The sequence below is a fragment of the Cryobacterium aureum genome (genome assembly GCF_002954245.1).
Taxonomy (GTDB): domain Bacteria; phylum Actinomycetota; class Actinomycetes; order Actinomycetales; family Microbacteriaceae; genus Cryobacterium; species Cryobacterium aureum.
In genome coordinates this window covers 58,051-82,043 of sequence record NZ_PPTG01000040.1, presented here as the reverse complement: position 1 = coordinate 82,043, position 23,993 = coordinate 58,051, and the positions used below count along the sequence as shown (strand labels likewise).

General features: G+C 65.1%; 20 protein-coding genes. 15 read left to right on the top strand and 5 right to left on the bottom strand.

Annotation, left to right across the window (positions count from 1 at the left end):
- Window positions 1–26: 26 nt before the first annotated feature.
- From CJ028_RS15105 to CJ028_RS15070, 8 genes are all read left to right on the top strand, one after another.
- The gene (locus CJ028_RS15105) at window positions 27–743 is read left to right on the top strand and encodes a YcnI family copper-binding membrane protein (protein ID WP_105036052.1); all 717 of its coding nucleotides are present in this window, start codon (window positions 27–29) and stop codon (window positions 741–743) included.
- Window positions 744–906: 163 nt separating this feature from the next.
- Window positions 907–1,488, top strand: coding sequence for a copper resistance CopC family protein (locus CJ028_RS15100; protein WP_161499002.1), 582 nt, complete (start codon window positions 907–909; stop codon window positions 1,486–1,488).
- A 129-nt stretch (window positions 1,489–1,617) separates the two neighbouring features.
- Window positions 1,618–3,711 carry a DNA helicase RecQ gene (gene recQ, locus CJ028_RS15095; RefSeq protein WP_439099050.1) on the top strand — a complete coding sequence of 698 codons (2,094 nt, stop codon included), beginning with the start codon at window positions 1,618–1,620 and terminating at the stop codon, window positions 3,709–3,711.
- A gap of 182 nt (window positions 3,712–3,893) precedes the next feature.
- A complete protein-coding gene (locus CJ028_RS15090; RefSeq protein WP_105036049.1) occupies window positions 3,894–6,002 on the top strand; it encodes an acyl-CoA dehydrogenase family protein in 2,109 nt (702 codons plus the stop codon).
- 149 nt (window positions 6,003–6,151) lie between these two features.
- Window positions 6,152–7,090: an ABC transporter ATP-binding protein gene (locus CJ028_RS15085; RefSeq protein ID WP_105036048.1), complete on the top strand. Its 939-nt coding sequence runs from the start codon at window positions 6,152–6,154 to the stop codon at window positions 7,088–7,090.
- Window positions 7,087–7,935 carry an ABC-2 transporter permease gene (locus tag CJ028_RS15080; protein ID WP_105036047.1) on the top strand — a complete coding sequence of 283 codons (849 nt, stop codon included), beginning with the start codon at window positions 7,087–7,089 and terminating at the stop codon, window positions 7,933–7,935. The genes CJ028_RS15085 and CJ028_RS15080 overlap by 4 nt, the downstream gene beginning before the upstream one ends.
- Before the next feature lie 16 nt (window positions 7,936–7,951).
- On the top strand, window positions 7,952–9,193 hold the full coding sequence (locus CJ028_RS15075; RefSeq protein WP_105036046.1) for a sensor histidine kinase: 1,242 nt from the start codon (window positions 7,952–7,954) through the stop codon (window positions 9,191–9,193).
- On the top strand, window positions 9,190–9,882 hold the full coding sequence (locus CJ028_RS15070) for a response regulator (protein WP_240607324.1): 693 nt from the start codon (window positions 9,190–9,192) through the stop codon (window positions 9,880–9,882). Before CJ028_RS15075 ends, CJ028_RS15070 begins: the two co-directional genes overlap by 4 nt.
- A gap of 16 nt (window positions 9,883–9,898) precedes the next feature.
- On the opposite strand, the gene CJ028_RS15065 is transcribed toward CJ028_RS15070, so the two are convergent.
- Window positions 9,899–10,285, bottom strand: coding sequence for a TraR/DksA family transcriptional regulator (locus tag CJ028_RS15065; RefSeq protein ID WP_105036045.1), 387 nt, complete (start codon window positions 10,283–10,285; stop codon window positions 9,899–9,901).
- Between the two features lie 87 nt (window positions 10,286–10,372).
- Here CJ028_RS15065 and pip point away from each other — a divergent pair, with 87 nt between their 5' ends.
- Both pip and CJ028_RS15055 read left to right on the top strand, forming a co-directional pair.
- Window positions 10,373–11,329: a prolyl aminopeptidase gene (gene pip / locus CJ028_RS15060; protein WP_105036044.1), complete on the top strand. Its 957-nt coding sequence runs from the start codon at window positions 10,373–10,375 to the stop codon at window positions 11,327–11,329.
- Between the two features lie 69 nt (window positions 11,330–11,398).
- Window positions 11,399–12,352, top strand: coding sequence for a glycosyltransferase family 2 protein (locus CJ028_RS15055; RefSeq protein WP_105036043.1), 954 nt, complete (start codon window positions 11,399–11,401; stop codon window positions 12,350–12,352).
- Here CJ028_RS15055 and CJ028_RS15050 read toward each other — a convergent pair.
- Window positions 12,349–13,626, bottom strand: a complete 1,278-nt coding sequence (locus tag CJ028_RS15050) for an oligosaccharide flippase family protein (RefSeq protein WP_161499001.1) — start codon at window positions 13,624–13,626, stop codon at window positions 12,349–12,351. The two genes, CJ028_RS15055 and CJ028_RS15050, sit on opposite strands and share 4 nt — an antisense overlap.
- A gap of 91 nt (window positions 13,627–13,717) precedes the next feature.
- Window positions 13,718–14,674, bottom strand: coding sequence for a hypothetical protein (locus CJ028_RS15045; RefSeq protein WP_105036041.1), 957 nt, complete (start codon window positions 14,672–14,674; stop codon window positions 13,718–13,720).
- 270 nt (window positions 14,675–14,944) lie between these two features.
- On the opposite strand from CJ028_RS15045, the gene CJ028_RS15040 reads away from it, so the two are divergent.
- From CJ028_RS15040 to CJ028_RS15025, 4 genes are all read left to right on the top strand, one after another.
- Window positions 14,945–16,228: an O-antigen ligase family protein gene (locus CJ028_RS15040; protein WP_129590516.1), complete on the top strand. Its 1,284-nt coding sequence runs from the start codon at window positions 14,945–14,947 to the stop codon at window positions 16,226–16,228.
- Window positions 16,225–17,322, top strand: coding sequence for an acyltransferase family protein (locus CJ028_RS15035; protein WP_105036039.1), 1,098 nt, complete (start codon window positions 16,225–16,227; stop codon window positions 17,320–17,322). The genes CJ028_RS15040 and CJ028_RS15035 overlap by 4 nt, the downstream gene beginning before the upstream one ends.
- 303 nt (window positions 17,323–17,625) lie before the next feature.
- A complete protein-coding gene (locus CJ028_RS15030; RefSeq protein WP_129590515.1) occupies window positions 17,626–18,486 on the top strand; it encodes a right-handed parallel beta-helix repeat-containing protein in 861 nt (286 codons plus the stop codon).
- A 173-nt stretch (window positions 18,487–18,659) separates the two neighbouring features.
- Window positions 18,660–19,880, top strand: a complete 1,221-nt coding sequence (locus CJ028_RS15025) for a right-handed parallel beta-helix repeat-containing protein (RefSeq protein ID WP_105036037.1) — start codon at window positions 18,660–18,662, stop codon at window positions 19,878–19,880.
- Between the two features lie 105 nt (window positions 19,881–19,985).
- Here the strand turns inward: CJ028_RS15025 and CJ028_RS15020 are convergent, their stop codons facing one another.
- Window positions 19,986–20,504: an FAD synthase family protein gene (locus tag CJ028_RS15020; protein WP_105036036.1), complete on the bottom strand. Its 519-nt coding sequence runs from the start codon at window positions 20,502–20,504 to the stop codon at window positions 19,986–19,988.
- A gap of 271 nt (window positions 20,505–20,775) precedes the next feature.
- Here CJ028_RS15020 and CJ028_RS15015 point away from each other — a divergent pair, with 271 nt between their 5' ends.
- A complete protein-coding gene (locus CJ028_RS15015) occupies window positions 20,776–22,650 on the top strand; it encodes a WD40 repeat domain-containing protein (protein WP_105036035.1) in 1,875 nt (624 codons plus the stop codon).
- Between the two features lie 89 nt (window positions 22,651–22,739).
- Here CJ028_RS15015 and CJ028_RS15010 read toward each other — a convergent pair whose 3' ends face one another.
- A complete protein-coding gene (locus CJ028_RS15010; protein ID WP_105036034.1) occupies window positions 22,740–23,813 on the bottom strand; it encodes a glycosyltransferase family 4 protein in 1,074 nt (357 codons plus the stop codon).
- Window positions 23,814–23,993 lie beyond the last annotated feature (180 nt).

The window sequence follows — 23,993 nt, the reverse complement described above, 5'->3', positions numbered from 1 at the left end:
TCCGGCCACCACGCTAAGGATCAATCATGAAGTTCACGACCCCCATTTCTGTTGGCACTGCTCTGACCATCGGCGCGCTGCTCGCCCTCGCCGCCCCACTCGCCGCGAGTGCGCACATTTCGGTTGACGCCCCGACCACAGCCGCCGGGTCCTATACGGTTCTCACCTTTGCCCTTCCTCACGGCTGCGACGCGTCGTCGACGACGGCGATCAGCATCGGAGTTCCGGAGGGTATTGCGAGCGTCACGCCCACGGTGAACCCTGGCTGGAACGTGTCGAAGACTTCGGTTGATCTGGCCACGCCGATCGATGACGGCGAAGGCAACACCATCACGACTCGTACCGGGGCGGTGCTGTACACGGCCGATACCCCCTTCCCCGATGGGCTGCGAACGACGTTCGCGCTGAGCGTGGCCCTGCCGGCCAATGCTGAAGGGGAGAACCTCGAATTCCCCATCCTTCAGACCTGCGAGGTCGGCCAGACCAATTGGAACGAAGCCACCGTGGAGGGGGCGGACGAACCGGCCCACCCCGCGCCGTTTATCACCGTCACCGCCGCAACCGGTGACGAGCACGGCCACGGCACCATCGCGACGGTCGCCAGCCACGACGAGACAGCGGCCACAACCGCCGCGGCCGCATCCGACGACGTTCTCGCTCGCGTGCTTGGAGCCGGCGGACTCGTCGTCGGCGCTGTCGGCATCGTGCTGGCCGTCACCGCCCGCCGCAAGACGAGCCTCTAGCGTCATGCGCGGCAACACGACACCCCGAAACGCGGCCGGCGCGGCGGCTCCCAGGAGGGCTGGAAGCACTGACCGAACGCCGGCTCTTTCTTCGAGTGGCCCGTCGAGCCACCTGTCGAGTGTCCAGCGGCGACGCCCGGCGGCTCTCCGCGCGGCCCGGGCCGTGTTCGCGGCCGTCGTCGTTGCGGCAGCGCTGGGGTGGGGCGCGGCACCGGCATCCGCTCACAACTACGTAGTCGGTTCCTCACCGGCGGCCGGCGCCGTAGTGACCGAGCAGCCCGGCGTGTTCTCGGTCACCACCAATGACCTGCTGCTCGACCTCGGCGGAACCGGCTCCGGCAGCGCCATGGTGATCACCGGCCCGACCAGCGCACCGCTCTTCTACGGTGACGGCTGCGCGACCGTCTCGGGCTCGACGGTCGAAACCTCGGCGCAGCTCGGTGCGGCCGGGGAATACACGGTGATTTGGCAGACGGTCTCCACCGACGGCCACTCGATCTCGGACGAGTTCACCTTCGATTGGCAGCCGGCCGGGGGCCAAAAGCTCGCCGATGGCGCGGCCACGGCTCCGTACTGCGGCACCGAAGCGGATGCTGCCGCGAAGGATTCCGCGACCTCGCCTCCCGCAAACACCGCCGCCGACAGCTCACTGTCTGCCATCGCCTGGATCGGTGGAACCTTGGTGGCCGTGCTGCTCGCCGTCACCGCGACGCTGCTCCTCCTGCGCCGTAAGCCTCGCCCCTGAGTTCCCCAAACCTCTCGCGAAAGCGGAAAAAACGTTGCTTCCGGTACCGTGAAGCAACGTTTTTTCCGCTCTCGCGTGGAGATGGGCGTGCGGGGGATCGTGTCAGCGGGCCCGGGTAAAGTTGGACAGGTGAGTTGGAACGCTGAAAAACCCCGAAGCCCTGATGACGTTCAACCACCCCGCGATAGTCATGGCCCGAGCGATTTCGACGCGCCGAGCGACTTTGATGGCCCGAGCGATTTCGACGCGCCAGACGATTTCGACGCACCGCCGCCAGAGTTCGACCGCCAATTCGATGAACAGCAGGCTGGCGAGCGGCAGGCTGCGTATTCGAGTGGCGCATCCGCTTCGAACCAGAGCGCCACGCGTACTCCCGCGCCGGTTCGCGCCGCAACCCGTAAGTTCGCCACCGCCGCCGAGGCCCTGCACACCGTGTTCGGCTACGACTCGTTCCGCGGCGATCAGGCCGAGATCATCGCCCAGGTCGTCGACGGCAAAGATGCCGTCGTGCTCATGCCCACCGGCGGCGGTAAGAGCCTGTGCTACCAGATCCCGGCTCTCGTACGGGCAGGTACCGGCATCGTCGTATCGCCGCTGATCGCCCTGATGCAAGACCAAGTCGATGCGCTGACCGCCGTGGGCGTGCGCGCAGAATTTCTCAACTCCAGCCAGGACTCCCAGACCCGCAGCCAGGTCGAGCGCGACTACCTGAACGGCGACCTCGACCTGCTCTACGTCGCCCCCGAGCGACTCTCCAACGAGGTCACCAAACGGCTGCTGGAGCGCGGCACCATCGCCCTGTTCGCCATCGATGAGGCCCACTGCGTGTCGCAGTGGGGGCATGACTTTCGGCCGGACTACCTGGCGCTCAGCGAACTGGCCGACCGCTGGCCGGACGTGCCGCGCATCGCCCTCACCGCCACCGCGACGGATGCCACGCACCAGGAGATCACCACTCGCCTGCAGCTAGGCGATGCCAAGCACTTCGTGGCGAGCTTCGACCGGCCCAACATTCAGTACCGCATCGTCGGCAAGTCCGAGGTGCGCAAGCAGCTGCTCTCGTTCCTGAAGACCGAGCAGCCCGGTGACGCCGGAATCGTCTACGCGCTCAGCCGCAAGACCGTCGACCAGACGGCCGAGTTCCTGCGCCAGAACGGCATAAACGCTCTGCCGTACCACGCCGGCCTCGACGCGGGAGTGCGGGCTCGCACCCAGTCCCGGTTCCTGCGCGAGGAGGGCGTCGTCATCGTCGCCACCATCGCCTTCGGCATGGGAATCGACAAGCCCGACGTGCGCTTCGTCGCACACATCGACCTGCCCAAATCCGTCGAGGGCTACTATCAGGAGACCGGCCGCGCCGGTCGCGATGGCGCCCCGGCCACGGCCTGGCTCGCCTACGGCCTGCAGGACGTCGTGCAGCAGCGCCGCATGATCGACGAGTCGCCGGGCGATCTCGGCCATCGGCGCAAGCTGTCTGCCCACCTCGATGCCATGCTCGCGCTCTGCGAGACCGTGCACTGCCGCCGCGTCAACCTGCTGCGCTACTTCGGCCAAACCAGCGAACCCTGCGGCAACTGCGACACCTGCCTCGAACCGCCGGAAGCCTGGGACGGCACCATCCCAGCCCAAAAATTGCTCTCCACCATCGTGCGGCTGCACCGCGAACGCAACCAGAAGTTCGGTGCCGGCCACCTCATCGACATTCTCCGCGGCAAGGAAACCCCCAGAGCCACCCAGTACCGCCACACCGAACTGAGCACCTGGGGACTCGGAGCCGACCTCAGCGACCAGGCCTGGCGCGGCATCGTGCGCCAGATGCTGGCCCAGGGCCTGCTCGCCACCTCCGGCGAATACGGCACTCTCGTACTGACGGATGCCGCGGCGGAGGTTCTCGGCGGCCATCGCGACGTGCAGTTGCGCCGCGAACCCGACCGTCCGGCGCGCTCGAGCGCCGCCCGCAGCCCGAGCGCGGCGAAGGTCGCCGCCGCCGACCTCAGTACCGCCCAGGAGAGCCTGTTCGAGGCGCTGCGTGTCTGGCGGTCGGCCGAGTCGAAGGAACAGGGAGTGCCCGCGTACATCGTGTTCGGCGACGCGACCCTCATCGCTGTCGCCGCGGCCGGCCCCACGAACCTCGCGGCGCTCGACGGCATCACCGGCATTGGCGCCAAGAAGCTTGAGGCGTACGGCGAAGCCCTGCTCGAGGTCGTCGCCGCCACCGCCTGATCGGACCAACCCGCTCTTTGTGGGGGAGAGCAGGTTCGAGCGGCCGGGAGTTGTAGTGAACCTACAAAACGAATGCCGCGCGCGGCAGATATCGTTGTCGCCCCGCATCGCGCATTTCGCGACTGCGCCCAAACGGCCCTAACGTAGCGACCACCACTTCGCGCGAACAGTTAGGACCACCAATGGTTGACACAGCCCAGCGCTCCAGCATCCGATCGACGACGATCGACCCCAGCCTCGATGTCAGCCTCGACACCGGCCCGATCAAATCCATCGGCGACGAGGCCGCCCCGGCGGTCAACGTCGAACAACTCGGACGTCAGCTGCTCGGCACCTGGGCCGACGTGCGCCTCGCCGCCCGTGAGGTCACCGCGCGCCCGGACATGCAGCGCATCGAGGGCCTCTCCATGGCCGATCACCGCCTGCGCGTGCTCGAGCAACTCAAGGTACTCGCCGCCAACGGCCACGTGCTGCGAGCCTTTCCCAAACACCTCGGCGGCCAAAACGACCATGGCGGAAACATCGCTGGCTTCGAAGAGCTCGTTATCGCCGACCCGAGCCTGCAGATCAAGGGCGGCGTGCAGTGGGGCCTGTTCGGTGCTGCCGTGCTGCACCTCGGCACCAAGCCGCATCACGACAAATACCTTCCCGGCATCATGGACCTCTCCGTGCCCGGCGCCTTCGCCATGACCGAGATCGGGCACGGCTCCGACGTCGCGAGTATCGCGACCACTGCAACCTTCGATGCCGACACCAATGAGTTCGTCATCAATACCCCGTTTCGTGCCGCATGGAAGGACTACCTCGGCAACGCCGCGAAGGACGGCATCGCCGCCGTGTTGTTCGCTCAACTCATCACTTTGGGCGTCAACCACGGCGTGCACGCCTTCTACCTGCCCATTCGGGGCGCTGACGGCGACTTCCTGCCTGGTGTTGGCGGCGAAGACGACGGCCTCAAGGGCGGCCTCAACGGCATCGATAACGGCCGACTGCACTTCGACAACGTGCGCATCCCGCGCGAGAATCTGCTCAACCGCTACGGCGATGTTGCCGCAGACGGCACCTACTCCAGCCCGATCAGCAGCCCCGGCCGCCGCTTCTTCACCATGCTCGGCACGCTGGTGCAGGGTCGCGTATCGCTCGACGGGGCCGCCACAGCGGCATCCGCTCTCGCCCTGACCATCGCAATCACTTATGGAAGCCAGCGTCGCCAGTTCACCGCTGGCAGTGACACCGACGAAGAGGTTATCCTCGACTACCAGCGGCACCAGCGCCGCCTGTTTCCGCGCCTCGCCACGACCTACGCGCAGACCTTCGCGCACGACGAGTTTCTGGTGAAGTTCGACGACGTGTTCAGCGGCAAAACCGACACTGACGACGACCGGCAAGACCTCGAGACCCTCGCCGCCGCGCTCAAGCCGCTCTCGACCTGGCACGCACTCGACACCCTTCAGGAGGCGCGTGAAGCCTGCGGCGGCGCCGGCTTCATGGCCGAGAACCGCCTCGTGGGGCTGCGCGCCGACCTCGACGTCTACGCGACCTTCGAGGGCGACAACAACGTGCTGTTGCAGCTCGTTGCTAAACGTCTGCTCACCGATTACAGCCGCAAATTCGCCACAGCGGATGCCGGCGCCCTCGCCCGCTATGTCGTGCAGCACGCCGCCGGTCGCGCTTACCACGGCACCGGCCTTCGCACCCTCGGGCAGACCGTCTTCGACCGCGGATCCACGGCCCGTTCCGTCGGCGCCCTGCGGGATGCCGACGTGCAGCGCGAGCTGCTCACTGACCGGGTCGAGAGCATGATCGGCGAGGTCGCGGGCAAACTGCGCGGCGCTACCAAGCTGCCCAAAAAGCAGGCCGCCGACCTGTTCAACGCGCACCAGAACGAGCTCATCGAAGCAGCACGCGCCCACGGCGAATTGCTGCAGTGGGAATCGTTTACCCGGGCGCTCGACGCTACAACGGATGCCGGCACCAAGCAGGTGCTCACCTGGCTGCGCGACCTGTTCGGGCTCGGCCTGGTGGAGAAAAACCTTGCCTGGTACCTCATCCACGGTCGGCTCTCCGCCCAGCGGGCCCAGGCCGTCACGGCCTACATCGATCGGCTGATTGCGCGCATCCGCCCACACGCTCTCGATCTGGTCGACGCGTTCGGCTACTCGCAGGACCACCTGCGGGCCACGATCGCGAGCGGCATCGAACGTGAACGCCAGATCGAGGCGCGTGACTACTACGCCGACCAGCGGGCGTCCGGGACCGCTCCTTCACCTGAAAAACCGGTCAAGCGGTAAGGCAGCACGCGTCGTACTCAGGTACGACACCAGTGGCGCACAACCATCCCCTCGGTTGATGCGCCACATGGGGGTCAAACCATACCGTTTGGTATGGGGGCTTCAACGCAATAAAACGGGGCCTCACCCACCAACGGAATGAGGCAGTCGTGATCCAGGCACAGTCCCTGACCAAGCACTACGGAAGTAAGACCGCGGTCGACTCGGTCGACTTCACGGTGCAGCCCGGCAAGGTCACCGGTTTTCTCGGGCCGAACGGCGCGGGCAAGTCCACCACCATGCGCATGATCGTGGGCCTTGACCGGCCAAGCGCCGGCTCGGTCATCGTCAACGGCAAGCCGTACCACGAGCACAAGGCACCGCTGCGCGAGGTTGGCGTCTTGCTCGACGCCAAGGCCGTGCATACCGGTCGCAGCGCGTACAATCACCTGCGCGCCATGGCTGCCACCCACAACATCCCCACCAGCCGGGTGCACGAGGTGATCAACCTCACCGGTCTCGAGCCCGTCGCCCGCAAGCGCGTCGGCGGTTTCTCGCTCGGCATGGGCCAACGCCTCGGCATCGCCGCGGCGTTGCTCGGCGACCCGGCCACTCTCATTCTCGACGAGCCGGTGAACGGCCTTGATCCAGAGGGCGTGCAGTGGGTACGCAAGCTCACCAAGCAGCTCGCGGCCGAGGGCCGCACCGTGCTGCTCTCCTCGCACCTGATGAGTGAGATGGCACTCACCGCCGACCACATCATCGTCCTCGGTCGCGGTCGGGTGATAGCGGATGCCTCGGTCTCCGACATCATCGCGTCGGCAGCGCAGAACACGGTTCGCGTACGCACCCCGCACACCGCGGCCCTGGCTGCTCTGCTCGCTCAGGCTGATGTGACCATCACCAACGTCGAGCAGGACGTGCTCGAAATCAGCGGACTGACCGTGAACGAGATCGGCGATCGCGCCGCCGCCGCCCAGATCTCCCTGCACGAACTCTCAGCGGTGAGCGCCTCACTCGAGGATGCCTACATGAAACTCACCCAGAACGAAGTGGAGTATCGCACCGGCGACTCCTCCTCCCACACTGAAACGGAGGCGGCTCGATGAGCACCGTAACCCCCACCCAGCCATCCACTTCGCGTGCATCGTTCGTGCCGACCGGCTCCGGGCTCAGCTTCACCGGCCTGCTCCGCTCCGAAACGATCAAGCTGTGGAGCCTGCGCTCCACCTACTGGACCTACTCCCTCGTTATCGTGGCCGCGCTCGGCTTCGGAGTGCTGATGTCGTTTGCGCTGTCAGCCACGGCCGGACTCGACCCGGCCACCGGCGGCCCCATGCCGATGGAGAGCGCTCAAATCTTCGTGATCGCCTCCACCTCCGGCTTGGCGCTCGGTCAACTCATCGTCGCCGTTCTCGGCGTTCTCTCGATCAGTGGTGAGTATTCGAGCGGCATGATCAAGTCCACCCTCACAGCGGTTCCCAACCGCCTGCCGGCTCTCTGGGCCAAGGTCATCGTGTTGTTCGTTTTCACCTTTTTGATCGGCCTGGTCAGCGTTGTGGGGGCCTTCCTGGCGGCCGTTCCCAGACTGGGCGTCGAGAACATCACCGCGAGCCTGTTCGACGTCGACGTGCTGCTGCCGCTGCTTGGTAACGTGCTCTTCCTCGCGCTGATCGCGGTGTTCGCTGTCGGAATCGGCACGATCGTGCGTAGCAGTGCCGGTGGTATCGCCACGGTGCTGGGAATCCTGCTTCTCCTGCCCACGGTGGTGGCGCTGTTCTCCATGCTCGTCGAGTGGGTCAACGACATTGTGCCGTTCCTGTTCACAGTGGCGGGCTCGGAAATGGTCTATCCGAACACGATGGAATCCTGGCAGGCATTCCTGGTTGTCATCGCCTGGGTCGCCGTCAGCCTCGGTACGGCTGCGCTGCTGCTCAAGCGCCGCGACGCCTAACCCGTACCATCGAAGAATGAGTACCACCACATCTCCCCCCGGGCGCGCCCTCGCGCCGGGGGGAGATGTGCCTCTGCCCACTCCGCCCGGAGTGGTGCGGCGGTTCTGGAGCCGGCATCCGCACCTGGCCGATGCGCTCATCGTCTTGATCTATGTCGTGCCCATGGTGCTCGTTCTGGTGCTCAACCTGTTCGACAACGACCCCGCACCGGTCGGCGATGTCCTCCTCAATGCTGCCATCATGCTCGTTCTGGCGGTCACACTGTTCTTTCGGCGGCGGATGCCACGGCTCGTCCTGGCCCTCACCTGGATCGGCCTGCTCACTTTCTCTGACTATGGCGAGGTGCACCTCATCGCCCAGCTGCTCGCGCTCTACGCGGTCGCGGTATATTCCGACATTCGCAGCGCGTGGGTCGGGTTCGGCGCAGCCGTTGGGCTGGCGAGTCTGGCCGCGTGGCTCACGGAAGACCTCGACGAGATCGCCTGGATTCCGGTGGCCATCCAGATCGCTATCATGATGCTCGCCGCCACCCTGGTCGGCGTCAATATGGGCAACAGTAAACGCTACGTGACCGCACTGCTCGACCTGGCCGCGCAGCTGACCCGCGAACGCGACCAGCAGGCGCAGCTCTCGCGCATCTCCGAGCGCACCCGCATCGCCGGTGAAATGCACGATGTGGTTGCCCACAGTCTCTCGGTCATGGTCGCGCTCGCCGACGGTGCCCATGCGATCGCGCCCAAGGACCTCGAGCGTTCCCGCGCGGCCATGCTCGACGTCGCTGCCACCGGTCGCCGGTCGATGACGGAGATGCGCCGCCTCCTTGGGGTGCTCGATGTCGGTTCCGACCCGGCGCCCCGGGCTCCGCAGCCGGGGATCGACCAACTTGCCGACCTCGTCGAATCCTTTCGGTCGACGGGGTTGCCGGTCGTATTGGAGCGCAGTGGCCGCGAGCCCGCCAATCCCAGTGTTCAGCTGACCATTTTCAGATTGGTGCAGGAGTCGCTCACTAACGTGCTGCGATACGCCGATACGCCGACGCGGGTCGTCGTGCGGCTGGGCTCTGTTCCTGGCGCCGCCGAGGTCACGATCAGTGACAACGGTCGGCACCGCAGCCAGCCGAGCCCGCGTGGATTCGGCCGCGGACTGATCGGCATGCAGGAACGCGTCGCCATCTACGACGGAACCTTCGAAGCGGGAGCAGGCCTCCACGACGGCTGGCGTGTGCACGCCTCGATGACGTTTGAGGATGAGACATGACAGCTCCCGAGGCGCAGCCCGCCGACATGATTCGAATCATGCTCGTCGACGACCAGGCGCTGCTCCGTGTGGGCTTTCGCATGGTGCTCGAGGCCGAAGACGACTTCAGCGTCATCGCCGAAGCGACCGACGGCGCCCAGGCGATCGCGCTCGCGGCAACGCTGCGCCCGCAGGTCATCCTGATGGACGTGCGCATGCCCGGGCTCGACGGCATCGAGGCGACGCGTCAGATCATGGCGACCCACCCGGACACCCGCATCATCATTCTCACCACCTTCGACCTCGACGAGTACGCCTTCGGTGGCCTGCGCGCCGGCGCGAGCGGCTTTCTGCTCAAAAACTCCGAACCGGGGGAGCTGATCAGTGCCATTCGTACGGTCGTCTCGGGGGAGGCATCCGTTTCACCGCGGGTGACCCGGAGACTGCTCGACCTGTTCGGCACCCAGCTGCCACTCGCCGACGCCGAAAACGGATGCGCCGCCCAGGCCCTCGCGGCCCTCACCGAGCGGGAGACCGAAGTCTTTCTCGCCATCGCGGAGGGGCTCTCGAACCCCGAACTGGCCGAGCGGTTCTTTCTCTCCGAGTCGACCGTGAAGACGCATGTCGGCCGGATCCTGCACAAACTCGGCCTGCGTGACCGGGTGCAAGCGGTCATTCTGGCCTACGAACAGGGCCTCGTCGGTCAGTGACCGTCGACCGGGTCCGTCACCGGCCGCGGCCTTCGGCTTTTCGGGCGCAATCGATGCACAGCTCGGCCGTCAGCAGCGCGGACAATCGGGCGGCCCCGATGGGTTTACCGCATCGGAGGCAAGTGCCGTAACTCCCGTCAGCAATTCGGGCCAGCGAACGATCGATTGCGGCGACTTTCTCGTTGAACTCACCGTGGACCCCGACAATTCGTGACCACTCACCCGAGAGGGTTGGACCTTCTGGATCGTGCTCATCGTCGGCCGATCCGTCGCTCCGCGCCTCACGCACGCTCGTGAGCGATTCCGCCAGCCGGTTCAGCTCGGTCGCTATTATGCCGCGCTGATCCCTGAGGGCCTGGTCGAAGCGCCGGAGCTCGGCATCCGTAAGAGAGCTGTTCGCCATAATCTATCGTCGCACTCAGCGATCGCTTCGGCCAACGGTGGATAGGTGAAATTCATCAACCTCCGGTCCGGGGAATAGGCTCGACGCATGCGCACTTTTTACCCCGAGCTTGAACCCTACGAAACCGGCATGCTCGATGTCGGCGACAACCAGACCATCTACTGGGAAGCCTCTGGCAATCCAGACGGCAAGCCGGCGGTCTACCTGCACGGCGGGCCGGGCGGCGCGTCCGGACCTGACCAGCGTCGCGTGTTCGACCCGGCGAAGTACCGCATCATCCTGTTCGACCAGCGCGGCTGCGGCCTGAGCACGCCGCACGCGAGCGAGCCCGACGTCGACCTCAGCGTCAACACCACCTGGACCCTCGTCGCCGACGTGGAGAGACTGCGCGAGCACCTCGGCATTGACCGCTGGCTGGTCTGCGGCGGTTCCTGGGGCAGCACCCTCGCCCTCGCCTACGCCGAGACGCACCCAGAGAAGGTCACCGAACTCGTCGTACGCGGCATCTTCACTCTGCGTCCGGTGGAGCTCGACTGGTTCTACGAGGGCGGCGCGAGCGCGATCTACCCCGACCTGTGGGAGTCCTTCCTTGCGCCCGTTCCCGAAAACGAACGCGGCCACCTGATCGAGGCCTACGGCCGGCTGCTGCACGACCCCGACCAGTTCGTGCGCGAACGTGCTGGCGTGGCGTGGGCCACCTGGGAATCCTCGACGATCACCCTGTTGCAGGAACCCGACAAGATCGCCCACTTCTCCGATCCTTCCTTCGCGGTGGCCTTTGCCCGCATTGAGAACCATTTCTTCGCCAACAAAGGCTGGTTCACGCCCAACCAGCTGATCGAGAACGCCTCCCGCCTCGCCGACATCCCCGGCGTCATCGTGCAGGGCCGCTATGACATGTGCACCCCGGCGTTCACCGCGTGGGACCTGCACAAGAACTGGCCGGAGGCCGACTTTCGCCTGATTCCCGACGCCGGTCACGCCTTTGACCAGCCCGGCATTCTCGACGCCATTATTGTGGCGACGGACCGCTTCGCAGCGTAAGTGTCTGAGAACAGTGCAGTGTCCTGAGAATTTGTCAGACGCTCCTCTCGGATCTGCAATACTGACCGCATGACCGACTCGAAGTTCGCCTCCCTCGCCGTCGTGGTGGTGAACTTCGGGTCGTGCGCGCTGCTCGAAGAGAACCTGCAACCGCTGTCCCGCTCGGCACCGGGACTGGCGGTCGTCGTCGTCGACAACTTCACCGATCCGGCCGAGCAGGCCAGGGTAGCGGCGCTCGCCGAGAGGGAGGGTTGGAAGTACGTGCTGTCGCCGACCAATCTCGGTTTCGGCGGCGGCATGAACCTCGGCGTCGCACGGGCACAGCAGAACGGGCGCACCCATTTTCTCTTGTTGAATCCGGATGCTGCCATCGCCGCCGACCAGGTCGCCCGCCTGCTCGAGCTGGTCGGCAAACATCCGCTCACCCTGGTCTCGCCCCGCATCCTGCGACCGGACGGCTCGGTGTGGTTCGACGGCAGCGACCTGTACCTCGACGACGGACGCGTGCGCGCGACCCGCAAACGAGGGGACTTCCCGGGCGCACGCACCACGCCGTGGCTGAGCGGAGCCTGCCTGCTGATCGGCGACGAGCTCTGGCGCCGGGTCGGCGGCTTCAGCGACGACTACTTTCTGTACTGGGAAGACGTCGAGCTCTCGCACCGGGTACTACGGGCCGGGGGAGCGGTCACGGTCTGCGTCGATGCGCAGGCGACCCACGCGCAGGGCGGCACCCAGGGCACCGGCCAGCACAGCTCCGGTGCGGCCAAGTCGTACTCCTACTATTACTACAACGTGCGCAACCGCCTGGTCTACGCGGCCCGAAACCTTGCCGCCGACGACCGCCGGCGCTGGCGTCGGCACAGCGCACAGGCCGCCTGGGAGGTCGTCTCCCGCGGGGGCCGGCGCCAGCTGCTGATGTCGCTGCGGCCGCTTCTGGCCGCGACCCGCGGGCTGCGCGACGGCCTCGCCTACCGGCCGGCTCCCACAGCTTCGGCGGTGACAGCAACGACCAGAACGGGCTAGCGCTTGCGTCGCCGAGTGAACCGCTTCGCGTACTCGCGCAGGGTCACGAAGTCGGTGCGCCGCACGCCGTAGAACTGCAGCGGGTTGATGCCGAAGTTGCGATACAGGAACAGAAGATTCAGGTTGCTCGAGATCAGGTTGCCGGCCAGGGTCGCCAGCGCAGCCCCCATCGCGCCGAGCATCGGTGCCAGCACAATCAACATGCCGATGTTCACCAGGCAAGCGATCAGCAATGACATGCTGCGCAGGCCAGGGCGACCGCGCGCACTCAGGCCGGAACCCCCGATCGACCCGGGGGTACCGAGCACCACCGCGGCGAGCAGAACGCCGGCCACCGGCAGGGCCGGCCGAAAATCTTCGCCGAACAGAAACGGCAGCCACCACAGCATGCTGATGCCGAGGAACAGTGCGGCTAGGCCGCACAGCATTGTGGAAATGCGCGCTGACGACGCGAGGCGCGCATCGACGGAATCGGCGGCATCCGTCACGAAGGTCACGTCGCGCACCGCCTGGTTGATGATCAGTGGCAGTTCGCTTACGCTCACCGCCACCACGTAGAGGCCGAGCTGATAGGTGCCGGCGAATGGTGTCATGAGCACCTGGTCGAGCCGGGAGAGCAGAATTCCCGAGAGCGAGCCGACCCAGATGCGCAGACCGTAGCTGAGCAGCCCGGCCGTGCGCGCCTCCCGCGGAACGTCGAAGGCGCGCGGGTCGAGGCTGCGCATACGCCCGATGTAGACGAACAGTCCGGTCACCGGCATCGCCGCCACGGCGATCGTCGCCACCAGCGGCGTCAGGGTGCCAGTGAGCCAGAACGGAATCAGAACGGCAAGCCGCAACGACGAGGTGACGATGCGTTCCAGCGCGACCAGCCGCCAGCTCTGGGTAGCGGATGCCACCCCGCGGAACACGCCAACCAGCAGGTTGGGCACGATGGCCAGGCAGGCCACCAGGATGAGCTGCTGCACCGTGGGATCGCCACCACTGAGCCAGGCCGCTGACAGGGCGACGGCGCCCATGGCGAGCAACCCGGCGACAACGATAATGAGCATGCCCCGGTTCGAGGCGTTGCGGGCCAGGGTGGGGTTGCGCGCGATCGCCCAGGTGACGGCTTCCGGAACGCCGAAGGTCGCGACGGTGACCACGAGCGCGAGCGGTGCTGTGGCGGCCGCCACCGCACCACGACCGTCGACCCCGAGGGCCTGGGCCAGGATCGGACCGGAAAACAGCGCGACGAGGGGGGGGAAAGCGTTTCCGATCAGCGCAATCGTCATGTTGCGCGACACTGAATTCGCCGCAGCCGCCCGGGTGGCGGCCGTGGTCACGGTCGGCGGGGCTGGCCGTGGAGCCGGCCCGCGTGGCCGCCTAAGCGCCATTGCCGCTCACGACCTGGCCCAGTGGCACCCCCGGCAGCGCGCCTGAATCGTGGGGGTCGTCGCGCAGCATCCGCTCTCGTTCCTGTTCGCCCACGCACGCCGCAAACTGCGCGTCGTTGCCGCCCTCGGTTACATTCTGCCGATAAAGGGTGCCACGTTGCGAACCCGGAATCGCCGGATACTCTGCCTGCCGCTCACCAACTTGACGGGCGCGAATTCCGTGCCGCACGGCGACCGAATAGACCCAGAGGTCGTCCGCTCGTGGGGCAACCCGGAGAAATGCCTCACCTTCGGCCCGCAGGGCAGCAAGCAATTCGAGCGGGTAGTAGATGCCGGAGACGCCGGTGCAGAGTGTTCGAAAACTAGCCGCGGTGCCGCGGGCGGCGACCCAGCGGGAATAGGGTGCTACCCGGTCGCCGTCGAAGGTGATCGTGTGGGCGCGCTGCCCGGTGATCTCCAGTGGATGCCGCGCGGCCGCCGCGAGCAGTTCGGCCAGCCACCGGCGCGGGTACAGCACGTCGTCGTCGGCGGCGACCAGGGGGAGGGTCGGGGTGGAAGAGGCATACGGGAACTGTTTTTTGTGCGGTCCGAAGTCGGGGCAGGAGCGAATTTCCAGGCCTCGCCGCTGCAAACGACGGAGTGTGGACGGTGGGTGCGCGAGCGCCGTGGCGTCATCGAGCCAGAGAATGAGGCGCCGTGGGCGGATTCGCCCGGCGGCGATGGTCTCGAGGGCATAGTGCACAAGGTTGATCCGATGGCCGAACGAGGTGAGGTTTACCACCACGGTGCCCGATCCCGTCACTGACCGATGGCTGAGCCGGTTGGTCAAGCGCAGGCGCGCGAGGCGCAACTTGATGCTGGCCCGCTGCGCCAGAGCGGCCGGGTCTCGGCGCAGATCGGTGACAAGCCGATGGACGGTGTTGATGACCACGTTATTGATGACCACGAGCTGCTTCCGGTTGCACGATGAATTTCTCTCACGAAATCGATACTATACAGGGCGGGCCACCCGCCCCCGCGCCCCCTCTCGGGGGGTGATAATCTCTCAGTTTGTCTGGCGTGACCCTTGTTGGTTCGCCGTGGAGCCGTCTATTGTTGTGCACGATGCGGCTGCGCAACAGGGGTCGGTGCCCGAATCGTCCCTGTGTGGCCCGGGTGGTGGTGGCTATTGTCCTTTCAGGTGCGCTCCAGTAACACCGCAACGCGTCCCGCTCCGGTGGCGCCCCCTCGCACCCGCGCTGGCCGGTTTGCGTACCAGGCCCCGCCCGTCGTCAATAAACTCATCGCCGTCGTCGTTCTAGTCCTCGTCGCCCTGCGCCTCGATATCGACCAGGGCGTGACCGCGGGGGCGGTGGCCTGCGTGGCCCTGTTCCCCGTCTGGTTCCCCGTGCTGCGCCAGTACTCGGGCGCTCGACTGTTCCTACTGGGCGGAGTGGTCGCGATCGGCTCCGGCATCTGGCTCACCGTACTGTCGGCGCCCACACACGATGCCAGCCTTGGCCAGGCATTCGGTGCGATCGCAGGTCTGGTCGGGTTGCTGGCCGGCGTCGGATTCGTGCTCTGGGCGCGCACCGTTCTGCCCGACTCCCAGATCGCCATCTGGTACGGCGCCGGAATCCTGCTCGGCGTCTCGCCGTCGAGCGAGCTCTACGCGGAGAATCCCTGGCGCTTCGGGTACTCCGTGGCCCTGACAATTCTGCTGCTCGGAATCACACTACAATTGCGCCGCCGCTGGCTGGAGCTGGCCGTCGCCCTGCTGCTCACAGTGGTGGCCACCCTGACGGATGCCCGCTCCACGTTCGCGTTCATGCTGCTGACAACGCTGTTGGTCGCCTGGCAAATGCGCCCCACCCGGCCGACACGCGGTAAGTCGGCGCTGCGTGCGCTGCTCGGACTCGGCGTGCTCGGCCTGATCGTCTTCAACGTCATCCAGGCCCTCATTCTCGACGGAGCGCTCGGTGTGGCCACCCAACAGCGCTCCCTCGCTCAGCTCGAGGAGACCGGTTCTCTCATTCTCGGCGGACGCCCAGAGCTCACCGCCACGATCGCGCTCATGCAGCATCAGCCGTGGGGGTTCGGCGTGGGGACCGCGCCCAATCCGCAGGACATTCTGGCGGCCAAGACCGGCATGGCGTACATCAACTACGACCCGAACAACGGCTACGTCGAAAACTACATGTTCGGCGGCCACATCGAACTGCACTCGATCATCGGGGACTTCTGGGCGGCCTTCGGCATCCCGGGGCTCCTTTTTGCCCTCATCATTCTCGTACTCATCGTGCGCAGCATCGGCGTGCACGTGGCGTCCAACACCGCCAGCGCCGTGCTGCTGTTCCTCGGAATCAAAGCCGTCTGGTTCATGTTCTTCGGCCCGTTCTTCAGTTCGTCGGTTCTGCTTGTGCTCGTTCTCGGGCTGCTCATCACCCGCAAAGTGCCCGCCGAAACGGATGCTGCACTCCGCCCCACATTCCGGGCCACGCGGGATCCGGGGCGGCGATGAGCGCCACGAGGCCGACCGAACGCATCGGCTGGGTCGACTCCGGTCGGGGCCTCGCGATTCTGCTCGTGGCCCTGTTCCACTCGGCGAATTGGCTGCTCGAGGTTGGTTTCACGATCCCGTACTGGCGCGAAATCAACGACGCCCTGTCGTCGATGCGCATGCCCCTGTTCTTCGTCTTGTCCGGGTTGTTCGCTGCTAAGTGGCTGCTCAGGTCGTGGCGCGACCTGTGGACGGTCAAGGTGCGCCTCTACCTCTGGGTGTTCCTGCTCTGGGAAGTCGTCGGCTCGATCGTGTTTCAAATCGGTCAGATCATGACAGGCGTGGGGTTCGGCCTGCGGGACGCCGTGCTCGGCCTTGTGGCTTCGCCGGTGCTGCCGCGGTTCGAACTCTGGTTCATCTGGGCCTTGTCGATCTTCTTTGTCGTGGCCAAACTCAGCCGGAGGGTGAACCCCCGGCTGCAACTCGTCGTTGCTGGCGCCGTTTCTGTCGTGGCGCTGAGCGGACTCGACACGCCCAACGTCGGTTGGTCCGGTGCGCTCAAGTACTACTTCTTCTTTCTGGTTGGTATCTATCTGCGCAGCTGGATCGTTCGAATCGGCACTGTCAACAGCCGACTACTCATCGGCGCGACCATGCTCTTGTGGGTGGCTGTCACTGCCACCGTCGCGCTGCTCGGGCTGCGCGACGTCTTTGGAGTCTATTTTCTGAACTGCGTGGTCGGTGTCGGCGGCGGCATCGCGCTCAGCCGCACGCTCCGTCGCCTGCGCTGGTTCGGCGTCATCGGGAGGATCACCCTGCCCATATACCTGGCGCACACGCCGATCATCATCCTGATTTCCGCCGTGCTGTCACTGCCGATTCTTTTTGGTGCGGTCGCGGTCATCGCGCCCGTTATGCCGCTCATTCTGGCCGCGACGGCCATACTTCTTGCACTCGGGTTGAACAAGTTCGCGTCGAGCAACTGGCTCCGCTTTGCGTATGAGCCGCCGCCGTTTGTGACCGACTTCGGTGACCATCGCCGCCGGTCAGCCGAGCCGGCAGACTTCCCCGATCGGCACAGGATTCGACGTGATCTCCCCGACACGCAAAGTTAATTTGACGTAATTTCATTTTCGGGTAACACTCTAATAACTATCGGCGACTCCCTGCGGTTGCCTCATTCGCATACCCGAACGTGCACCACCCGAAATGACTTCATGACCGACCATATCTCACGTTCCCACCGCCGACCCCTCACCCTGACCCCGCTGCATTCGCGTGGTGCGCACCAGCATCACCCGGCCCTTCATCGTTTTGATCCACCTCGTCCCGCCCTCACCCGCCCCGATCTGCCGAATGCCGTCCGTCTGGAACACACGAGGAATCGGCGCAATTCGAGCACACGAACACCGACTGTGGTGGCCGCCGCGACCCTGGCCATTCTTCTTCCGCTGGCCGGCTTGGCCGCTCCCGCCCAGGCTGCAACCGGTGGCGTCGTTCGGATCGCTACGGCGAGTGCCGGCAGCACCGGAGTTCCGTACGGGACCAGTCTGACGGTGCACAACGGGGACCTCACTGTTTCCAAGGCCGGCGCAGTCATCAGTGGCCTGGATATTCGCGGCCTGGTCAAGATTAACGCGATCAACGTCACGATCAAGAACTCAATCATTCGCGGTCGCAGTCTGAGTGCCCCCGATGCCCTGATCAACAATCTGGGAGGACGCTCCGGGCTCAAGATCATCGACTCGGAACTGTATCCATCGAAACCGTCACCCGACGTGAACGGAATCTACGGCTACAACTTCACCGCGACCCGCGTGGACATCCACGGCGTCATCGACGCCGTGCACATCACCGGCAGCAACGTCACCATCGCCGACTCCTGGTTGCACGGCAACCTGCACTACACCAGTGACCCGAATCAAGGCGGCAAGCCAAGCCATGATGATTCCATCCAGATTCAAAAGGGCAGCAATATCACGGTGTACGGAAGTACCCTGAGCGGCTCGCACAATGCCGGGGTGCAGATCACCCAGGACCGGGGGGATGTCTCGAACTTCTCCTTCAAGAACAACTTTGCCGACGGCGGCGCCTGCACTATCAACGTCGCCCAAAAATCGTATGGCCCCATCTACGGCACCGTCATTACGGACAACAAGTTCGGCCGTAATACCAAGGTGGCTAACTGCGCCATCATCTCTCCCAGCACGACCAAGATCAGCACGGCGCGCAATTACTACACGCCCGACAGCACGACAGTTTCTGTACACGCCGGATAACCGACAGCCAGAGTCCCCTTGTGGCGGGTGCACTGCGCCCGCTTCAAGGTATTCACAACTTCTCGTTTGACCCCTTGGCATCGATACGGAATGCTGTACCAACGACCGGCGGCTCCCTTCAGCTGCCCCGCCCAACACGCCCCGAAGCGTGTGCAGGACACGAAAACACACTTATGAAACTCAACCCGAAACTGATCCACGGCCTACCCGCCCAACAGAAAGCACGTTCCCCATTTCGTCGCGTGCGCACGAGCGCCGTCGCCGCTGTGGCACTCGGATTGACCGGCGCCTTTGTGGGAATCGCTCCCGCCCAGGCCGTCGACGAGGTGCAACCGAGCTACACAATCACCCCATGGCGTGCTGAGCCCGTGGCTCCCCCCGCCACCACGCCGGCGACGGGCCTGACCCAGGCCCAGTTGCGTTGGCTGCTGGCTCTACTGTTTCCGCCCGTCACGCCGGCTCCCGAGCCGATTGTGGCCCCAACGCCCGGGCCTGCTCCCCTTCCGGTTCCGTCCCCGGTGCTGGTTCCCGCTCCAGTGCCGGTACCTGCTCCCATTCCGGTTCCCGCTCCAGTGCCGGTACCTGCTCCCATTCCGGTTCCCACTCCTCCCGCGCCGGGAGGCACGCCGAACGAGAGTAACACCGGTGTGCCGGCGGGCACCAAGCTGAGGGTGCATGACGGCGACCTGACGATCACCCAGGCCGGCACCGTCATCGACGGTCTGGATATTCGTGGCATGGTCAAGATCGAAGCTCCCAACGTCACGATCAGAAATTCGATCGTGCGCGGGCGAGACCTGAGTGGACCGATGGCCCTCATCGGCAACCTCGGCGGTTACGAAAATCTGCGCATCGTCGACACCGAGCTGTTCCCCTCCACGCCGTCACCTGACGTTCAGGGGATCTACGGCTACAACTTCGAGGCCACGAGACTCAACATTCACGGTGTGATCGACGGCATCCACCTGACCGGCGGAAACGTTGCGATCGTGGACTCCTGGCTGCATGACAACCTGCACTACGACCGGGACCCCAATCAGGGCGGCACGCCGAGCCACGATGATTCCATTCAAATTCAGAAAGGATCAAACATTCGCATCGACGGTAACCGGCTGACCGATGCCTGGAATGCCTCCGTGCAGGTCACCCAGGACCGCGGTGACGTGTCCAATCTCACCATCACGAACAACATTGCCGATGGCGGCGGATGCTCGATCAACCTCGCCGAGAAAGCCCACGGCCCCCTGCACGGTGTGGTCATCATCGACAACACCTTCGGTCGCAATACTCGCGTCGATGATTGCGCGGTTATTGCCCAGTCGTCCACCAAGGTGCAGATGTCGCACAACTATTACACGCCCGACGACACTCTGGTCGTGGTTCACCCCGGGTAACCACGGCAACGCGTAATCCACACGCTTAATCAACACAGAAGAGGGCGGGTTCCTCGTGCGCTGCACGAGGAACCCGCCCTCTTCTGTTCGGCGAGCCAGCTGGCTTTATGAGGTGCCTTCGATCGCCTGGGCCTGCCAGCGGGAGCCGGTATCCGGTCGCGTCAGGGTGTCAAGGGCTCGACGCAGCATCGTGCTCGAGGTGTTGACGGTGTACGGAAAATAGACGACATCAACGCCGACAGCGGCGAACTCACGCTCCAGGTGGGTGCCCCGGGGGGTGCCGCGCCAGTCGTCGCCCTTGAAGAACACATCGAAACGTAGCTGGCGCCACGCCTCCATCTTGTCTTCAACAACCTCGGCGACGGCCTCATCGACGAATGAGATGTGCCGCACAATCTCGAGGCGCTCAAACAGCGGGACCACCGGGGTGATCCCCTTGGTCAACTCCAGCATTTCATCGGACACGACGCCGGCGATCAGGTAGTCGCACTGGCTCTTTGCGTGTTTGAGAATATTGAGGTGCCCAACATGAAACAGGTCGAACCCGCCCGCGGCATAACCGATGCGCAGTGGCTTCGGTGATTCGGCTTGCGACTCGGGGGGGAGGGAATGTTCTGCGGCCATAGCGTGCTCAAATTTCTCTCAGACTGCCCGGGATCGCGGCAGAATTCGGGTAGAGGAGATCAAGGGAGGTAATGAGGAATCCTAGCGTCTATCCATCGGTGTGACTATGGTGCACCGTGGCGCGTTCGCAGTGAGTGCCACTCGTCGATGGCGACAACTTTAATATGTCGGTGTTTAATATGTCGGTGGACGGAAAACGGAAACTGAGTATACTTCCTGAATTGCGGGGGTCGTCCGGAGGCCACCGACCACGAGAAGATGAGGCTCCTCTATGTTCTGGCGTTTCCGTTCCGCAGCGACAGTCATTGTCACTTCCGCAGTACTCGCCGGTGCGATATTCACCGGGGCGGGTGCGGCCCAGGCCGACACGTCACCACCCAGCGCCTCCACCCCCAAGACCGTCGCAGCGGATGCCCTGCCCACAGCCCAAATCAACGGCGTCGTGTGGTCGCAAGTGATCGTGGGAAACACCGTCTACGTCGGCGGTGAATTTACCAAAGCGCGCCCCGCTGGAGCATCCGCAGGAACGAGTGAGGTATCCCGCAATAACCTCATGGCCTACAACCTGTCGACCGGAGTGATGACATCGTTCAACCCCAGCCTGAACGGTGTCGTTCGAGCGATCACTGCATCTCCGGACGGATCACGCATCTATGTCGGTGGTGGCTTCAGCACGGTTGGCGGCGTCTCGCGCACGAGGCTCGCAGCCTTCAGCACAGCGACCGGCGCGCTCCTGTCCGACTGGAAGCCGACGGCGAACGGCACCGTTCGTGCCCTCGGTGCCTTCGGCAGCACGGTGTACGCCGGGGGAAGCTTCACCTCGACCAGCGGCCAAAGTCGTCAGAGGGCCGCATCGTTTAACGGTTCGACCGGGGCCGTTGGCGGGTGGAAGGGCACCATCCCCAATGGCTCGGTCAACGCGTTGACGGTCTCGCCCAACGGCGACCGGGTCGTCATCGGCGGGTCATTCACCTCGTACAACGGGGCTACCACGCCTGGCTACGGCATGGCCGCTACGAACTCGAGCACCGGCGCCGGCATGGCCTGGAACATCGGCAAGCTGATCAAGAATGCCGGCCCCAACGGGGCCATCCTTTCGCTCACCTCCGACGCTGACGGCGTCTACGGTACCGGCTACGATTTCGGCTCCGGTGCCATGTTCGAGGGAACCTTCCGGGCCAGCTGGAGCAATGGAAACACCGTCTGGATCGAAGATTGTCACGGTGACACGTATTCGGCCGTACCGGTCGGTGACGTCGTCTACACCACCGCCCACGCGCACTTCTGCGGCAATATCGGCGGCCCCCCCGAAACCAACCCGCGCAGCTATCACCGCACACTGACCTTCACCAAGGCTGCCACCGGCACGATCGGACGCAACAGCACAGGAAGCAGCTACTTCAACTTCGAAGGTCGGCCGTCCCCCACCCTGCTGGCGTTCTTTCCCGATATCAACACCGGCACCTTCACCGGGCAGAGCCAGGGGCCGTGGAACCTCGCGGCCAACTCCCAGTACGTTCTTTATGGTGGCGAGTTCACCATCGTGAACAACAAGCGCCAACAGGGCCTCGTGCGCTTCGCGGTGTCGTCGATCGCACCGAACAAGGAGGGTCCAAAGGCCACGGGTACCGGCTTTCAGCCCACGCTCAGCACTCCCAGTGCGAACGCGGTCAAGGTCACCTGGAAATCCAACTACGACCGGGACAACGCGCAGCTTAGCTACCAGGTGCTGCGAAACGGTGTCGTGGTGCACACGCAAACCGGGCAGTCAGCGGACTGGATTCGGCCCACCCTCAGCTGGACCGACACCGGCCGATCTGGTGGGACGACGTACACCTACCAGCTGAAAGCCACTGACCCCTTCGGCAATGCTGTCACCGGATCGTCGGCCAGCATCAAGGCCACCGGTGCGGCGAACAAGACCGCTCCCGACCAGACCATCGCACCGGAAGCGCCGACGGTTGCACCCGACGCAACCGTGACACCGGACGCCGCTCCGGTGCCGGAGATCGTGCCCGTGCCAGAGGTTCAGCCAGTCCCGGCCGTGCCAGAGGTTCAGCCGGCCCCAGAGGTGAATCCGGTTCCGGGAATCAAGCCCCTCCCGGAAGACGCACCAGCGCCGATCCCCGAGGTTCCCGCAGCCTAGCTAATGCGCTCGAAGTGCACCATCCTGAGGGGGCCGCTCGACAGCCGAGTGGCCCCCTCAGTCGTGCTCGGGGTGGGGGCCGTCGTCCGCTAACTGCGCGCGAGGACGCCGGTGATGAGGGCGCGGCGGCGGTCCTGAGAAAACAGCGGGTTGACTCGAGCCGGCTGCGGCAGAGCAACCCGTGCGTGCACCATCGCCGCCAGGCCGACGAGCGCGGAGGCGATGTCGCGGTCGGGAAAATCGGTGCGCGGTACCCCGAGGCCGCCCACGACCGGAAGTACTTCGCCAGCGCCGCCGTCCGCGAAGCCGACCGAACGCACGCCGACCCGCCAGGCTTCGATCGGCACCAACCCGAACGGCTCCGGTGTCGACGGGAAGCAGGCCACGGCATCGATCTCCTCGGCAATGGCCGATACCGAGGCAGCTTCGCCGCGGTATTCGATCCGGGGGTCACGATGCACCAGCCCTAGCACGGCCTGTAGTGCGTCGTCCTGCCCGGGGTACGGTGCGCCGAAGAGAAGAAGTCGCCACCCCGCGCCGGACAATTCCGGGGACTGAAATGCCCGGGCTACTTCCAGATGCCCCTTGTGCCCGTTGACCCGCCCGACGACCGCCACGGTCAGCGGATCATGCACGGTACGGGCCGGTACATCGTCGATGGCACTGAACACCGGAGACGTGACCGTTACTCGATCCCGGCCGACGCCGTGGTCGTGCAACCAGGCCGCGGTCGCCTCGCTGCAGGCGCACACCGGAAAGCTGCCCGCTGCTAACAGCGTTCGCACGAGCAGTCCGCCAACTCGACCCAGGAGCAACTCGTGCACCGAGACGTAGAATCGGCGGCGTCGCAGCCGCAGTACGGGAATATAGGCGCTCAGGGCCAGGGTCCACAGAACGACGACGTCCGCGCGGGCCACGTCGTGGCGCAGGATTAGCGGGTGCAGCAGATCGGTCAATTTGCTGCGACGCAGCACCACCAACGATGGGTCGACGACGACCGACACCGCAGCGCCGAACGGTGCCAGTTCGCTCGCCAACGGACCGGAGTGCGGAACGATGACCAGGACTTCGTGACCGAGGCTCACTAGGCATTCCACCTCCTGGCAGAGCACCTTGGAGGCGCCGTAGGCATCATTGCTGCCGTGCAAAATGGCAATTCTCATGTCTGTCGCCTCGTTGGTCGTGTGTTTTGGGGGAAAACCGATCGGGTGCCGGAATTTCACACTGTACAGCGTGAGGGGATGCCCCCGGATGGGGTTCACCCGCCCCCTAGGAATGAGGGTTCACCCCGTGTATTAATGGCTGCACCATATCTATCGCCGCACCAAGAACCCAACCCGATC

Coding starts and splice junctions, on each gene's coding strand:
- CJ028_RS15105 (WP_105036052.1), top strand. CDS start 27: ATGAAGTTCACGACCCCCATTTCTGTTGGCACTGCTCTGACCATCGGC.
- CJ028_RS15090 (WP_105036049.1), top strand. CDS start 3,894: ATGGTTGACACAGCCCAGCGCTCCAGCATCCGATCGACGACGATCGAC.
- CJ028_RS15080 (WP_105036047.1), top strand. CDS start 7,087: ATGAGCACCGTAACCCCCACCCAGCCATCCACTTCGCGTGCATCGTTC.
- CJ028_RS15075 (WP_105036046.1), top strand. CDS start 7,952: ATGAGTACCACCACATCTCCCCCCGGGCGCGCCCTCGCGCCGGGGGGA.
- CJ028_RS15070 (WP_240607324.1), top strand. CDS start 9,190: ATGACAGCTCCCGAGGCGCAGCCCGCCGACATGATTCGAATCATGCTC.
- CJ028_RS15065 (WP_105036045.1), bottom strand. CDS start 10,285: ATGGCGAACAGCTCTCTTACGGATGCCGAGCTCCGGCGCTTCGACCAG.
- pip (WP_105036044.1), top strand. CDS start 10,373: ATGCGCACTTTTTACCCCGAGCTTGAACCCTACGAAACCGGCATGCTC.
- CJ028_RS15055 (WP_105036043.1), top strand. CDS start 11,399: ATGACCGACTCGAAGTTCGCCTCCCTCGCCGTCGTGGTGGTGAACTTC.
- CJ028_RS15050 (WP_161499001.1), bottom strand. CDS start 13,626: ATGACGATTGCGCTGATCGGAAACGCTTTCCCCCCCCTCGTCGCGCTG.
- CJ028_RS15035 (WP_105036039.1), top strand. CDS start 16,225: ATGAGCGCCACGAGGCCGACCGAACGCATCGGCTGGGTCGACTCCGGT.
- CJ028_RS15025 (WP_105036037.1), top strand. CDS start 18,660: ATGAAACTCAACCCGAAACTGATCCACGGCCTACCCGCCCAACAGAAA.
- CJ028_RS15020 (WP_105036036.1), bottom strand. CDS start 20,504: ATGGCCGCAGAACATTCCCTCCCCCCCGAGTCGCAAGCCGAATCACCG.
- CJ028_RS15015 (WP_105036035.1), top strand. CDS start 20,776: ATGTTCTGGCGTTTCCGTTCCGCAGCGACAGTCATTGTCACTTCCGCA.
- CJ028_RS15010 (WP_105036034.1), bottom strand. CDS start 23,813: ATGAGAATTGCCATTTTGCACGGCAGCAATGATGCCTACGGCGCCTCC.